This is a genomic window from Klebsiella sp. G-Nf4, from assembly GCF_002810615.1.
GTDB classification, from domain to species: domain Bacteria; phylum Pseudomonadota; class Gammaproteobacteria; order Enterobacterales; family Enterobacteriaceae; genus Klebsiella; species Klebsiella variicola.
Genome location: NZ_PION01000015.1, coordinates 20,939 through 34,074, shown reverse-complemented (window position 1 = coordinate 34,074; position 13,136 = coordinate 20,939). Strand labels below are relative to the sequence as shown.

Below are 13,136 nucleotides of genomic sequence, written 5' to 3'. Positions count from 1 at the left end.
TCAAATAATATTGAGTTGCTTGGCAAGTTTATAATGATGTCCTTCAGTATCGACCAGACGTTTTTTCATACTGACTAAATCAATCGGAATAGGTTTGTTACTGGAATTAATTATTATGGCTTTATTTTTCATACCTGACTGAATACAGCGAACCACTTCACTGGCCATAATGGTACCCTGATAAATCTCTTCACAGGTTGGATCACCGCTGCGTAAGCCATAGCCGACGATCGTTTTACGGATACGGACACCTATTTGTGGTTCCAGCTGTTTAATCATGGTATCAATCGCCCCCTGAAAGCCGGGAGAGTACTCTTTGGTATAGCCTTCTGAGCAGAGGATCACGACGCTATTTTGCGTGCTCAGCTTCCGGGTAATCCGTTCCGCGAGTATGGCCAGCGGCATCTGTGCCTCCGGGATCAGGGCAATATCAGCATTACATTTAATGGCGGACTGTAACGTTAGTTCTCCACAATAGCCTCCTAATATCTCAACCATAAAAACCCGACCCGGCAGCGCTCTTCCGGTATTTCTTAAACGGGAGACTTCTTTAATAATTTGCTCACAGGCCGTGGAAAAACCAATCGTATAATCACTGCCATACACATCATTATCGATCGTCATCCCGACACCAAAGCAATTAATCTCAAATTCACTAAGGGTATTCAGAAACTGCAGGCTGCCATCCCCCCCGGCCATAATGAGCACATCAATACGCAGCGATTTAAGTTTTTTAGCAATGCTTTCATATTCACTGCGCTGCAGTTTGCGACTGGTTCGCCCCGAGGTAATGATCGGCACCGCGGTAATGGAGAAATCAACCAGATCGCGCCACGCCATATCCTGATGACTTTTCTCCAGTAGCCCTGGAATACCGCCATTAAACAGCGTGATATCGGCATTAGCCTGCCTGGCTATCTGGAATATAAAATTATTCATTCCCGAAACATCCCCGCCGCTAATAACGATGCCAATTTTCATGACGCTTCCTCGCTCATTTGCCTGACAACATTTTTCCCTGAGTACAAGCCTTCTATTTGCAATGAAGATCACATAATGCGCATTAAATTACGTCATTGAATAGTTGACAGTAGCGTCGACATGCTTATTTTTGTGATAAACATCTCATTTAAAGAAGGTGATCTCCATCGCTTTCTTTTTTTAATATCTTTATATTTCATAGCGTTAAAATATAGAGATATTCAGGCGCGCAGACCGTTCCTTAGCCGTAAATATGGGGATTTAAGAAAAGAGCGGAAACGTGATTACTACCACATTTTTTTCGTAGCAGAGGGAAATATCGGTAATATCGCAGATGCGGGAAGCGAAAAAAAAGCGCCCTAAGGCGCTCTTTCGACAGTAACTTTATGCTTATTTGTTCAGTTCTGCAGTCATATGCACGCGGTTGCCGGTAAAGGCTTCGGTAATTTTGTAAGACGAAGCGCCAGCAGCCTGCGCCTGAGCAGCGATTTTCGCTTCCGCACCATCCATCGTTGCGGCGGTTGCGGTCACAGTTTCAGCAGCGAAGGAACCAAAAGAAGCGGCCAGTGCGATTACTGCGACAAAATTTTTGATGCTTTTCATGATATAAACCCTTTCATTTAGTTGTTTAGATAAGGCGCCGTGCCTTGATGTGTTAAATAGTAGTCCGCACATCGCTAAACAAAAAGCGGAAGGATTTGCTGTCATTATTCAAATTTATTGATCGATATTTAGCCCGCAATTAAACGCTGCGGATGGGTGTAAACTGTCGCCCTGCCCGGCTTGCAAAAGCCCACCAGCGTCAGATTGCAGCGCTCGGCCACTTCCACCGCTAAGGTGGTGGCCGCCGAGACCGCGAACAGGATCTCGACGCCGCACATCGCGGCCTTCTGCACCATTTCATAGCTGGCGCGGCTGGAGACCAGCGCGGCGCCATGCTGCCAGTCCTCGCCAATTTCCGCGCGCTGGCCCAGCAGTTTATCCAGGGCGACATGCCGGCCAACGTCTTCAAAACCGCCCGCCAGCTCGCCAGTCGTCCTGACCCAGGCAGCCGCATGGGTACAGCCGGTGAGCCGGCCGACCGGTTGAAAGTCGTTAAGATGCGCCAGGGAGTGGTCGAGGTTGGCTAGATCGAACGTCTGAGTGAACGGTAGCGGCTGAACTGGCTTACCAATATCATTGAGCTGCTCGACGCCGCATACCCCGCAGCCGGTGCGCCCGGCCAGCGCGCGACGCCGGGCTTTGAGCCCCATAAAACGTCGGCTGGAGAGCTCAATCTGTACCTCAAGGCCATTGCACACCGACACCACGTCCATGCCGAAAATCTCCCGCCGATGCTCGATAATCCCTTCGGATAAGGAAAAGCCGACGGCGAATTGCTCCAGGTCTTTCGGCGTGGCCATCATCACCACATGGGAGATACCGTTGTAGACCAGCGCGACGGGAATTTCTTCGGCTAACTCGTCTGGCTGAGGGTGTTGCAGATCCTCGCGTTTCCAGAGGGAGACCTGGCGATATCCTGTGACATTCGTCACATTTTTGATTTGTTCGAGAGGCTTCTTGTTCACTTTGCTTTAACCGTATTGGAACAGGCATACACACAATGTGGTATTCTGTTTTTATCCCTTCAGGAATGAGGGAAATTAGCCCTAATTCTGAACCTTTGCGGCCTTCACCGCAAAGCAAATAACTACATGTGACAATGTCGAAACAAGGAGCGAACCATGCAGGTCAGCAGAAGGCAGTTCTTTAAGATCTGCGCTGGCGGTATGGCGGGAACCACGGCAGCAGCGCTGGGCTTTGCCCCGGCGACTGCGCTCGCGGAGACACGGCAGTACAAGTTGCTGCGCACGCGCGAAACCCGTAATACCTGTACATACTGTTCCGTTGGCTGTGGGCTGTTGATGTATAGCCTCGGCGACGGCGCAAAAAACGCCAAAGCATCCATTTTCCATATCGAAGGCGATCCGGATCATCCGGTTAACCGTGGTGCGCTCTGCCCGAAAGGGGCCGGTCTGGTGGACTTTATCCATTCTGAAAGCCGCCTGAAATTCCCGGAATATCGCGCGCCAGGTTCCGATAAATGGCAGCAAATCAGCTGGGACGAAGCGTTTGATCGCATCGCCAAGCTGATGAAAGAGGACCGCGACGCCAACTTTATCGCGCAAAACGACGCCGGCACCACCGTCAACCGCTGGTTGACCACCGGGATGCTGTGCGCCTCCGCCTCCAGTAACGAAACCGGTTATTTAACGCAAAAATTCACCCGCGCCCTCGGGATGCTGGCGGTGGATAACCAGGCGCGTGTCTGACACGGACCAACGGTAGCAAGTCTTGCTCCAACATTTGGTCGCGGTGCGATGACCAACCACTGGGTGGATATTAAGAACGCCAACCTGATCGTGGTGATGGGCGGTAACGCCGCAGAAGCGCATCCGGTGGGGTTCCGCTGGGCGATGGAAGCCAAAATTCATAACGGCGCCAAGCTCATCGTTATCGATCCGCGCTTTACGCGTACGGCGTCGGTGGCAGATTTCTATACCCCGATTCGTTCCGGTACCGACATTACTTTCCTGTCGGGCGTGATCCTGTACCTGCTGAATAACGAAAAATTCAACCGCGAATACACCGAAGCCTACACCAACGCCAGCCTGATCGTGCGTGAGGACTATAGCTTCGACGACGGTCTGTTCAGCGGCTATAACGCAGAAAAACGCCAGTACGACAAAACCAGCTGGAACTATGAGCTGGATGAGAACGGCTTCGCCAAACGCGATACCACGCTGCAACATCCGCGCTGCGTCTGGAACCTGCTGAAGCAGCACGTTTCTCGTTATACCCCGGATGTAGTCGAAAACATCTGTGGTACGCCGAAGGCCGACTTCCTCAAAGTCTGTGAATACATTGCCGAAACCAGCGCGCCGGATAAGACCGCGTCGTTCCTGTACGCTCTCGGCTGGACTCAGCACTCCATCGGCGCGCAGAACATCCGTACCATGGCGATGATTCAGCTGCTGCTCGGCAACATGGGGATGGCAGGCGGTGGCGTCAACGCCCTCCGCGGTCACTCCAATATCCAGGGTCTGACCGACCTCGGCCTGCTCTCCACCAGCCTGCCGGGCTACATGTCGCTGCCGAATGAAAAACAGGCCGACCTGCAGACCTACCTGACGGCTAACACGCCGAAGCCGCTGCTGAAAGATCAGGTTAACTACTGGGGCAACTATCCGAAGTTCTTCGTCTCCATGATGAAAGCCTTCTTCGGCGACAAAGCCACTGCAGAAAACAGCTGGGGCTTTGACTGGCTGCCGAAATGGGATAAGAGCTACGACGTTCTGCAGTATTTCGAGATGATGAATCAGGGCAAAGTGAATGGCTATATTTGCCAGGGCTTTAACCCGGTCGCCTCGTTCCCGAACAAAAACAAGGTGGTGGCTTCTCTGTCGAAGCTGAAATTCCTTGTGACCATCGACCCGTTGAACACCGAAACGTCCACCTTCTGGCAAAACCACGGTGAGTCGAACGATGTTGACCCGTCGAAAATCCAGACCGAAGTGTTCCGTCTGCCATCCACCTGCTTCGCCGAAGAAAACGGGTCGATCGTCAACTCCGGCCGCTGGCTGCAGTGGCACTGGAAAGGCGCGGATGCCCCAGGGATCGCGGCTACCGATGGTGAAATACTCGCCGGTATCTTCACCCGCCTGCGTAAGATGTATGCCGAAGAGGGCGGACCAGCGCCGGAGCCGGTGCTCAACATGACGTGGAACTACTCCACGCCGCATGAGCCGGCGTCGGAAGAAGTGGCGATGGAAAGCAACGGTAAAGCGCTGGCGGATATCACCGACCCGGCGACCGGCGCGGTGATCGTTAAGAAAGGGCAGCAGTTGAGCTCCTTTGCACAGCTGCGCGATGATGGCACCACCTCCAGCGGCTGCTGGATCTTCGCCGGTAGCTGGACGCCGGACGGCAACCAGATGGCGCGCCGCGATAACGCCGACCCGTCAGGCCTCGGCAACACGCTGGGCTGGGCCTGGGCATGGCCACTTAACCGCCGCATCCTGTATAACCGCGCCTCCGCGGACCCGCAGGGTAAACCGTGGGATGCGAAGCGTCAGTTGCTGAAGTGGGACGGCGCGAAATGGGGCGGCGTGGATATTCCGGACTACAGCGCCGCCGCCCCTGGCAGTGACGTCGGTCCGTTTATCATGCAGCCTGAAGGGATGGGCCGTCTGTTCGCTATTGATAAAATGGCGGAAGGACCGTTCCCGGAACACTACGAACCGTTTGAAACGCCGCTGGGGACTAACCCGCTGCATCCAAACGTGGTCTCTAACCCGGCCGCTCGCGTCTTCAAAGGTGATCTCGAGCAGATGGGTAAGGCCGATAAGTTCCCTTACGTCGGCACCACTTACCGCCTGACCGAGCACTTCCACTACTGGACCAAACACGCGCTGCTTAACGCCATCGCGCAGCCGGAGCAGTTTGTGGAGATTGGTGAAAAACTGGCGAATAAGCTTGGCATCGGCCACGGCGATACCGTCAAGGTCTCCTCCAACCGCGGCTATATCAAAGCCAAGGCGGTGGTGACTAAACGTATTCGCACGCTGAAAGTTGACGGTAAGGACATCGATACCATCGGCATTCCTATTCACTGGGGCTATGAGGGCGTGGCGAAAAAAGGCTTTATTGCCAATACCCTGACGCCGTTCGTCGGTGATGCGAATACGCAGACACCGGAGTTCAAAGCTTTCCTCGTGAACGTGGAAAAGGTGTAACGGAGACGACTTATGGCTTATCAATCGCAAGATATTATTCGTCGTTCCGCGACTAACGGTTTCACCCCCGCGCCTCAGGCGCGGGACCACCAGCAGGAGGTGGCGAAGCTTATCGACGTCACCACCTGTATCGGCTGCAAAGCCTGTCAGGTGGCCTGCTCCGAATGGAACGATATTCGTGATGAAGTCGGTCACAACGTCGGGGTGTATGACAACCCGGCGGATCTGACCGCCAAGTCATGGACGGTCATGCGCTTCTCGGAAGTGGAGCAAAACGACAAGCTGGAATGGCTCATCCGTAAGGATGGCTGTATGCACTGCGCGGACCCGGGCTGCCTGAAGGCCTGCCCGTCAGAAGGCGCGATCATTCAGTACGCCAACGGTATCGTCGACTTCCAGTCCGAGCAGTGTATCGGCTGCGGCTACTGTATTGCCGGCTGTCCGTTCGATGTACCTCGTCTGAACCCGGAAGACAACCGCGTCTACAAATGTACCCTGTGCGTAGACCGCGTGACCGTCGGCCAGGAGCCGGCCTGCGTGAAAACCTGCCCGACCGGCGCAATCCACTTTGGCTCCAAAGAGGATATGAAAACGCTGGCCGGCGAACGCGTGGCTGAACTGAAAACCCGCGGTTATGACAATGCGGGCCTGTACGATCCGGCCGGCGTCGGCGGCACCCACGTCATGTACGTGCTGCACCATGCCGACAAGCCGAATCTGTACCATGGCCTGCCGGAAAACCCGGAGATCAGCCAAACCGTGAAGTTCTGGAAAGGCATCTGGAAACCGCTGGCGGCCGTCGGCTTCGCCGCGACCTTCGCAGCCAGTATCTTCCACTACGTCGGCGTCGGTCCGAACCGCGCGGAAGAGGAAGAGGACAATCTGCATGAAGAGAAAGACGAGGTGCGCAAATGAAAAGACGTGACACCATCGTGCGCTACACGGCGCCGGAACGCATCAACCACTGGGTCACCGCCTTCTGCTTCATCCTGGCGGCGGTAAGCGGGTTAGGCTTTTTCTTCCCGTCCTTTAACTGGCTGATGCATATTCTCGGTACGCCGCAGCTGGCGCGTATTCTCCACCCGTTCGTCGGGGTGGTGATGTTCGCGTCGTTTATCATCATGTTTTTCCGTTACTGGCACCACAACCTAATCAATCGGGATGATATCTTTTGGGCGAAGAATATTCGTAAGATCGTCGTCAACGAGGAGGTAGGCGATACCGGGCGCTATAACTTCGGCCAGAAATGCGTGTTCTGGGCGGCGATTATTTTGCTGGTACTGCTGCTGGTGAGCGGTGTGATCATCTGGCGTCCGTATTTTGCGCCGGCTTTCTCAATCCCGGTGATCCGATTTGCGCTGATGCTGCATTCATTTGCCGCAGTGGCGTTAATTGTGGTTATCATGGTGCATATCTACGCCGCCCTCTGGGTGAAAGGCACCATTACCGCGATGGTGGAAGGCTGGGTTACCAAAACGTGGGCGAAGAAGCATCACCCGCGCTGGTACCGAGAGGTCCGCCAGAAACAGGAAAAGTCATCTGAATGAGTATTCGCATAATCCCGCAAGATGAGCTGGGTTCGAGCGAGAAACGCACGGCGGAAGCAATTCCGCCGCTACTGTTCCCCAGACTGAAGAATCTTTATAACCGCCGCGCGGAGCGCCTGCGCGAGCTGGCCGCTAACAACCCGCTGGGTGATTACCTGCGCTTTGCCGCACTGATCGCCCATGCCCAGGAAGTGGTGCTGTATGACCATCCGCTGCAGATGGATCTGACGGCCCGTATTAAAGCAGCCAGCGAACAGGGTAAACCGCCGCTGGATATCCACGTTCTGCCGCGCGACAAGCACTGGCACAAGCTGCTGCACTCGCTGATTGCCGAGCTGAAGCCGGAAATGAGCGGCCCGGCGCTGGCGGTCATTGAGAATCTGGAAAAAGCCTCTGAGCAGGAGCTGGAGCAAATGGCCAGCGCGCTGTTTGTTTCCGACTTCGCCTCCGTCAGCAGTGATAAAGCGCCGTTCATCTGGGCCGCGCTGTCGCTCTACTGGGCGCAGATGGCCAGCCTGATCCCGGGTAAAGCGCGCGCCGAATACGGTGAACAGCGTCAGTTCTGCCCGGTATGTGGCTCGATGCCGGTCTCCAGCATCGTGCAAATCGGCACCACTCAGGGACTGCGCTATCTGCACTGCAACCTGTGCGAAACCGAGTGGCACGTGGTGCGCGTCAAGTGCAGCAACTGTGAACAGAGCCGCGACCTGCACTACTGGTCGCTGGACAACGAGCAGGCAGCGGTGAAAGCCGAAAGCTGTGGCGACTGTGGAACCTACCTGAAGATTATGTATCAGGAGAAGGATCCGAAAGTCGAAGCCGTCGCCGACGATTTGGCGTCCCTGGTGCTCGACGCCCGCATGGAACAGGAAGGCTTCGCCAGAAGCTCAATTAACCCGTTCATGTTCCCCGGCGAAGGGGAGTAAGTTCTGCAGTGTGATTTCGGGCGGCTCTTGTCGCCCGTTTTCCTTCTTGCGATACGAGCGTAGTCAGGGATGACTCACCCGCGTCACTGACTGTCATCAGAGGCCAGCCTTTGGCTGGACACACTCGTTTCAGACGAGTTTGTCGCTCACTTGCCGTCCTCCTGCCACTCGAATTATTCAGGGTGGATTTCGTACGGCGTGACTACGCCAGGAATACCGGCAAAATCCTTCGTATTCCGCGTAATCAGTTCCAGACGATGGAGTTGCGCCGTCGCCAGAATGATGGCATCCGGCAGCTTAAGCTTATACTCCTGCCGCAGCGCAACGCTTCGCTCTGCAATATCCTGTGAGATGTTAATGATATTAAAGGTGCTTAGCGCCATTCGCGTGCGCTGCTCCTGGTGATATTTTTTAGCGCCAACCATCACCTCCATCCAGGTAATCAGACTGATCGCATTCTGCGGTGGCCAGGCCTCCAGCGCCTGTTTGGCTTCGCGACGCCCGCTAAATAAATCAATAAGAATATTGGTATCAAAAAGCGCAGATCCGGAGGTCATTACCACTCCTTGCGTAGCTGACGTTGATATTCCATGCCGTCTTCTTCGCAGTCTTGCCACAGACCCAGCGCACTGGAGATGGTATCTTTAGCTCGATCTTGTTTCTCCAGATATTGTTCAACCGCTTCACGTAACAGTTCCGCTCGCGGAATGTTACGCTGCACTTTGAGGTCATCAAGACGTTGAATGACATCGTCTGATAAATCGAGAAGAATTCTGCCCATATCCCTTTCAGCCATCATGCTCATATATACCTCAAGTATATCACCAGTGATGAAGTTATGAGCAATCTACAGCTTTTGAAATCGGAAACAAAAAGGATTTTGCCAGGTAAACGCTTTTTTGCGAGCCGCTTTCCATAATGCACAGGCGACCTCAACAGGCCTGTCTTTTCGCCATAATCCAGGCTATAACACTGGATATTAAAACAGTACAAGGAACTTCATATGGCGCTGGAAAAAGGGATTGCTTCGCGGGTTGAGGCATTTATTGCGGCAGGTCGTCCGTCATCACGCGATCAGCATATTGATGATCGGAGGGCCGGCTATATCGCCAGTGCGGTACTCGCCGGGGAGACGGAAGCACGAGTGCGGGTGGAGGATATCGCTCTGGAGGGTATGCACTTCCGCGTCGTTTCACCGCCCACTACCGACGGCCTGCTACCCACACTTATCTACTACCACGGCGGCTGTTTTGTCAGCGGCGGCTTTACCACCCACGATAACCAACTCCGTCAGTTAGCCATGTTCAGCGGTTGCCGGGTGATCGCTGTGCAGTACCGCCTGGCGCCGGAGCATACCTTTCCGGCGGCGCACGATGATGCAGAACGAGGTGCTACGATTATTCACCAGCACGCAAAGCAGCTTGGCGTTGATGCCTCGCGCATCACGCTGGCCGGCGACAGCGCCGGAGGTCATCTCGCCCTGGTCACGGCTCTGCGCCTGAAAGCGAAAGCGGCGTGGCATCCTGCACAACTGATTCTGATTTATCCAATGCTCGACCCCACCGCCAGCATGGCGAGCTACCTCAGCAATGGCGATGACTATGTGATTACCCGGGACACGCTACTGAGCGGCTACGAAATGTACCTCGCCTCGACGCCGGCAAACCATCCGGATGCCAGTCCACTCTGGCGAGAAGATTTTAACGGGCTGCCACCGGTGCATATTCTGACAGCTGAGTTCGATCCTTTACGCGATGAGGGCGAAGTGCTGTACCGAAGGCTGACGGAGCAAGGGGTGGAGAGTTCCTGTCAGCGTTATCTGGGGGTGATCCACGGCTTCTTTCAGCTGGGGGGCGTCAGCCACGCCGCGCGTGATGCTATGCGGGATATCGCCTGGCGTGTGGCATCGCCAGGACGATAACGGCCAGAGGGCGCTTACTCTTCCTCGTTGCCGCCCTCTTCATACGAGCCAAAGGGCTTCGCCGGCAGCACGATGTAGATCCCCTCGAAAACCGCGCCCTGCTTTTCGTCGCCAAAAAGCTCTACCTGCATTTGCACGCGGGCCTTACGCCCACGCGCCAGACGGTCGAGATCGCCGCTCAGCGAACCCAGGTCGGCGATGGCGCTGGGGCGGCCGCTAATGGGCTGACTGTAACGAATATGCGCATCCGCCAGAATGATGGTGCCTCCCAGATGCCGCTCGCGCAACATCAGCCAGATAAGCCCCCATCCGGTCAGGGTCGCTAACGAAAACAGGCTACCGGCAAACAGCGTATGGTGCGGATTCTGGTTCCCCGCTTCGGGCATGGTGGTAATAAATTTCTGCCCGGTGTACTGCTGAATACGCACGCCCATTTTTTCACTCAGCGGGATATGCTGATACCACGCCTGCTGAAGCTGTGCGCACCAGTCGCCGCGGTGCAAAATATCGTCCAGCGACGCGATCGGTTTAATCATCAGAAAATGACGGATCGGCGTGGTGGTTGGGGTAGTGATCTCCCCCTGATTCACAAAGCCCAGCTTGGCGAAAAACTCCACCGCATCTTCGCGGGCGCTACAGGTGACCCGCTTAACCCCTTCCTGACGCGCTACCGACTCCAGGGTCATCGCCATCAGCGTCCCCAGCCCTTTATCCTGCACGGAGGGATGAACGGCCATAAAGCGAATGGAGGCTTCATTTTCCGCATTGATATATAGCCGGCCGATGGCTACCAGATTGCCTTCTTCATCCACCACCATCTGGTGATGCGCCATCGCATCCCAGGCGTCACGTTCCGATCCTTTTGGCTGATGCAGCGGCTTACGCAGCATCTCCCAGCGGAACTGATAGTAGCTCTCTAACTCTTCTGCTGTTTGCGGTACACGAAGGTGATACATAGTCGTACTCTCTTTTGTTACCCGCAGCCTGCCCGGAAGCTGGGTCATACCTGCAACCAAAAGGTCACGGGACCATCATTGACCAAAGAAACCTGCATATCCGCAGCGAATCTTCCGGTCTGGGTGTTCATTTCCTGCTGGCGACAGCGGGCGACGAAATACTCATACAGCGCCTCAGCGCGGTCAGGGGCAGCGCCTTTCGAGAAACTCGGTCGCATCCCCCGCTCGGTATCGGCCGCCAGCGTAAATTGCGAAACCACCAGCACGCTGCCGCCCGCCTGCTGAACATTCAGGTTCATTTTCCCCTCCGCATCGCTGAAGATGCGGTAGCCCAACACGCGTTCGCAGAGGCGATTCGCTTTTTGTTCATCATCGTCTTTTTCGACCCCCAGCAGCACCAGAAGTCCCGGACCAATTTCGCCCGTCACTTCATCCTCCACGGTAACGCTTGCACGGGATACGCGTTGAATTAATGCAATCATGGTTGTTCTGTTTCTTCTGTTTTAAGTTTGCGGTATTCATCGAGAGTGACAGTAATTTCAGCGCCAAGCAAGACGATACACCAAGTCCAGTACACCCAGACGAACAAAATCGGTACCACCGAAATCACGCCATAAATTAACTGATAGGACGGAAAGGTGGTGATATAGAGGGCAAAGGCTTTCTTACCAGCCTCGAACAGCAGCGCCGCCACCAGCGCTCCGATCACTGCATCGCGGTTACGCACCTGGGTGGTCGGCACAATACTGTAGAGTAGCCAGAATGCCGCCCAGGAAAGGATCAGCGGGAAAAGGCGGAGCAGATTATCAATCACGCCGTCCAGATCGCTCGCCCAGCGCAGCGACAGCAGATACGAACTGATCGCCAGGCTGGCACCCGCCAGCAGCGGGCCAAGAGTCAGGATCATCCAGTAAACGGCAAAGGAGTAAACTTTGGGGCGACTGCGCGTACTGCGCCAGATGGTGTTTAGCGCGCTGTCGATCGAGTACATCAGCAGCAGCGAAGTGACGATCAGGCCAAACGCGCCTACCGCGGTCATGCGGCTGGAATTGGCCACGAACTGCTCGATATACCCCTGAATCACATCGCCCGTCGCCGGAATGAAATTGGCGAAGATAAAATGGCGAATCTGCACACTGACTTCGGAAAACATGGGAAAGGCCGCAAACAGCGCGAACACGACGGCTATCAGCGGCACCAGGGAAAGTAATGACACATAGGCGAGGTTTCCCGCCAGGGTGGTCATATGATCTTCATCAATGCGCCGCCACAGCAGCTTAAGCCACGCCAGCAGCGGCCGGGTATGGTGGTGTAATTTTTGATGAACGGTTTTTAGCATAGCTGATTCGCGAAATAATCAGGGATGGTCTTCTTCCCGGTCACCAGAATACTGGTGATCCCCAACCGATTAGCCCCTGCTATATTATCGACGTTATCATCAAAAAAGACCGTATCTGCGGCAGAAAATCCCTCTTCTTCCAGTACTCGCTGGTAAATTTGCGCTTCAGGCTTACGCATTCCCATCTCTTGTGACAGATAGATGCGATCGGCGGCAGCGCGCACTTCCGGGTATTCATCAGGCCAGAACGTGGTGTGAAGACGGTTGGTATTGGAGAGCACCACCACCCGATGCCCCTGGGCACGAAGTTTATGCATGATGGTAATCACCTCCGGGCGTAGCGCGACGAATACCGCCTGCCAGCCGTGAGCAAATTGCTCATAACTGAGGGACATATTCATTTCATGGCACATGGCGGCGGCAAAGTCTTCATCACTGATCTCGCCACGCTCATGCTGGTGGAAAGCCTCTCCCATGGTGAAATGCTGCTTTAGCGTCGCCAGCGGGATGCGGGTTAAATCACTCCAGGTTCCCAATACCCGGTTGAAGTCAATGTCGACAATCACATTACCTAAATCAAAGATATAGAGCATTTTTGTCTCCTTCCGCGCCGTGGAAAATTAACTTTAGCGGGAAAGATGAGGTTTGACTATGTATAAACCTGAAACAACCGCGTGGGCCGCCAGCCACT

The 13,136-nt window shown here is 54.7% G+C and carries 14 protein-coding genes; 5 read left to right on the top strand and 9 right to left on the bottom strand.

What is annotated here, in order from left to right:
• The 3 genes from CWM57_RS24215 to fdhD form a co-directional block, all read right to left on the bottom strand.
• Window positions 1-981 (bottom strand): 6-phosphofructokinase, encoded by a 981-nt coding sequence (locus CWM57_RS24215; RefSeq protein WP_061156258.1) that lies wholly within the window; start codon window positions 979-981, stop codon window positions 1-3.
• Window positions 982-1,371: 390 nt separating this feature from the next.
• Window positions 1,372-1,584 (bottom strand): YdgH/BhsA/McbA-like domain containing protein, encoded by a 213-nt coding sequence (locus CWM57_RS24210; RefSeq protein WP_009653655.1) that lies wholly within the window; start codon window positions 1,582-1,584, stop codon window positions 1,372-1,374.
• 128 nt (window positions 1,585-1,712) lie between these two features.
• The gene (gene fdhD, locus CWM57_RS24205; RefSeq protein WP_008807900.1) at window positions 1,713-2,549 is read right to left on the bottom strand and encodes a formate dehydrogenase accessory sulfurtransferase FdhD; all 837 of its coding nucleotides are present in this window, start codon (window positions 2,547-2,549) and stop codon (window positions 1,713-1,715) included.
• 156 nt (window positions 2,550-2,705) lie between these two features.
• Between fdhD and fdnG the strand changes: the two genes are divergently transcribed.
• From fdnG to fdhE, 4 genes are read left to right on the top strand one after another with little or no spacing between them, the layout of a single operon-like run.
• Window positions 2,706-5,756, top strand: a complete 3,051-nt coding sequence (gene fdnG, locus CWM57_RS24195; protein WP_100632115.1) for a formate dehydrogenase-N subunit alpha — start codon at window positions 2,706-2,708, stop codon at window positions 5,754-5,756.
• A gap of 12 nt (window positions 5,757-5,768) precedes the next feature.
• Window positions 5,769-6,671, top strand: coding sequence for a formate dehydrogenase subunit beta (gene fdxH / locus CWM57_RS24190; protein ID WP_002882822.1), 903 nt, complete (start codon window positions 5,769-5,771; stop codon window positions 6,669-6,671).
• The gene (fdoI, locus tag CWM57_RS24185) at window positions 6,668-7,303 is read left to right on the top strand and encodes a formate dehydrogenase cytochrome b556 subunit (RefSeq protein ID WP_061156261.1); all 636 of its coding nucleotides are present in this window, start codon (window positions 6,668-6,670) and stop codon (window positions 7,301-7,303) included. Before fdxH ends, fdoI begins: the two co-directional genes overlap by 4 nt.
• Complete coding sequence (fdhE, locus tag CWM57_RS24180) at window positions 7,300-8,229, top strand: formate dehydrogenase accessory protein FdhE (RefSeq protein WP_004150358.1); 930 nt, start codon at window positions 7,300-7,302, stop codon at window positions 8,227-8,229. Before fdoI ends, fdhE begins: the two co-directional genes overlap by 4 nt.
• Window positions 8,230-8,402: 173 nt before the next feature.
• On the opposite strand, the gene CWM57_RS24175 is transcribed toward fdhE, so the two are convergent.
• Both CWM57_RS24175 and CWM57_RS24170 read right to left on the bottom strand, forming a co-directional pair.
• Window positions 8,403-8,786 carry a type II toxin-antitoxin system VapC family toxin gene (locus CWM57_RS24175; RefSeq protein ID WP_002882817.1) on the bottom strand — a complete coding sequence of 128 codons (384 nt, stop codon included), beginning with the start codon at window positions 8,784-8,786 and terminating at the stop codon, window positions 8,403-8,405.
• Window positions 8,786-9,028 carry a CopG family transcriptional regulator gene (locus tag CWM57_RS24170; protein WP_004150355.1) on the bottom strand — a complete coding sequence of 81 codons (243 nt, stop codon included), beginning with the start codon at window positions 9,026-9,028 and terminating at the stop codon, window positions 8,786-8,788. The genes CWM57_RS24175 and CWM57_RS24170 overlap by 1 nt, the downstream gene beginning before the upstream one ends.
• A 204-nt stretch (window positions 9,029-9,232) precedes the next feature.
• On the opposite strand from CWM57_RS24170, the gene CWM57_RS24165 reads away from it, so the two are divergent.
• Window positions 9,233-10,150: an alpha/beta hydrolase gene (locus tag CWM57_RS24165; protein WP_074387461.1), complete on the top strand. Its 918-nt coding sequence runs from the start codon at window positions 9,233-9,235 to the stop codon at window positions 10,148-10,150.
• Between the two features lie 14 nt (window positions 10,151-10,164).
• Here CWM57_RS24165 and fabY read toward each other — a convergent pair whose 3' ends face one another.
• Genes fabY through yihX form a run of 4 tightly spaced genes read right to left on the bottom strand, consistent with a single transcriptional unit; the run spans window position 10,165 to window position 13,038 of the window.
• On the bottom strand, window positions 10,165-11,106 hold the full coding sequence (fabY, locus tag CWM57_RS24160) for a fatty acid biosynthesis protein FabY (RefSeq protein ID WP_165784254.1): 942 nt from the start codon (window positions 11,104-11,106) through the stop codon (window positions 10,165-10,167).
• 44 nt (window positions 11,107-11,150) lie between these two features.
• The gene (gene dtd, locus CWM57_RS24155) at window positions 11,151-11,588 is read right to left on the bottom strand and encodes a D-aminoacyl-tRNA deacylase (RefSeq protein ID WP_012543288.1); all 438 of its coding nucleotides are present in this window, start codon (window positions 11,586-11,588) and stop codon (window positions 11,151-11,153) included.
• Window positions 11,585-12,445: a virulence factor BrkB family protein gene (locus tag CWM57_RS24150; RefSeq protein WP_074387464.1), complete on the bottom strand. Its 861-nt coding sequence runs from the start codon at window positions 12,443-12,445 to the stop codon at window positions 11,585-11,587. The genes dtd and CWM57_RS24150 overlap by 4 nt, the downstream gene beginning before the upstream one ends.
• Window positions 12,439-13,038: a glucose-1-phosphatase gene (yihX, locus tag CWM57_RS24145; RefSeq protein WP_100632113.1), complete on the bottom strand. Its 600-nt coding sequence runs from the start codon at window positions 13,036-13,038 to the stop codon at window positions 12,439-12,441. Before yihX ends, CWM57_RS24150 begins: the two co-directional genes overlap by 7 nt.
• Window positions 13,039-13,136 lie beyond the last annotated feature (98 nt).

Bases quoted from the DNA above. Each gene is read 5' to 3' on its own strand.
- CWM57_RS24165 (WP_074387461.1), top strand. From the start codon at position 9,233: ATGGCGCTGGAAAAAGGGATTGCTTCGCGGGTTGAGGCATTTATTGCG.
- fdhE (WP_004150358.1), top strand. From the start codon at position 7,300: ATGAGTATTCGCATAATCCCGCAAGATGAGCTGGGTTCGAGCGAGAAA.
- CWM57_RS24215 (WP_061156258.1), bottom strand. From the start codon at position 981: ATGAAAATTGGCATCGTTATTAGCGGCGGGGATGTTTCGGGAATGAAT.
- CWM57_RS24210 (WP_009653655.1), bottom strand. From the start codon at position 1,584: ATGAAAAGCATCAAAAATTTTGTCGCAGTAATCGCACTGGCCGCTTCT.
- fdxH (WP_002882822.1), top strand. From the start codon at position 5,769: ATGGCTTATCAATCGCAAGATATTATTCGTCGTTCCGCGACTAACGGT.
- CWM57_RS24175 (WP_002882817.1), bottom strand. From the start codon at position 8,786: ATGACCTCCGGATCTGCGCTTTTTGATACCAATATTCTTATTGATTTA.
- dtd (WP_012543288.1), bottom strand. From the start codon at position 11,588: ATGATTGCATTAATTCAACGCGTATCCCGTGCAAGCGTTACCGTGGAG.
- CWM57_RS24170 (WP_004150355.1), bottom strand. From the start codon at position 9,028: ATGATGGCTGAAAGGGATATGGGCAGAATTCTTCTCGATTTATCAGAC.
- fabY (WP_165784254.1), bottom strand. From the start codon at position 11,106: ATGTATCACCTTCGTGTACCGCAAACAGCAGAAGAGTTAGAGAGCTAC.
- fdoI (WP_061156261.1), top strand. From the start codon at position 6,668: ATGAAAAGACGTGACACCATCGTGCGCTACACGGCGCCGGAACGCATC.
- CWM57_RS24150 (WP_074387464.1), bottom strand. From the start codon at position 12,445: ATGCTAAAAACCGTTCATCAAAAATTACACCACCATACCCGGCCGCTG.
- yihX (WP_100632113.1), bottom strand. From the start codon at position 13,038: ATGCTCTATATCTTTGATTTAGGTAATGTGATTGTCGACATTGACTTC.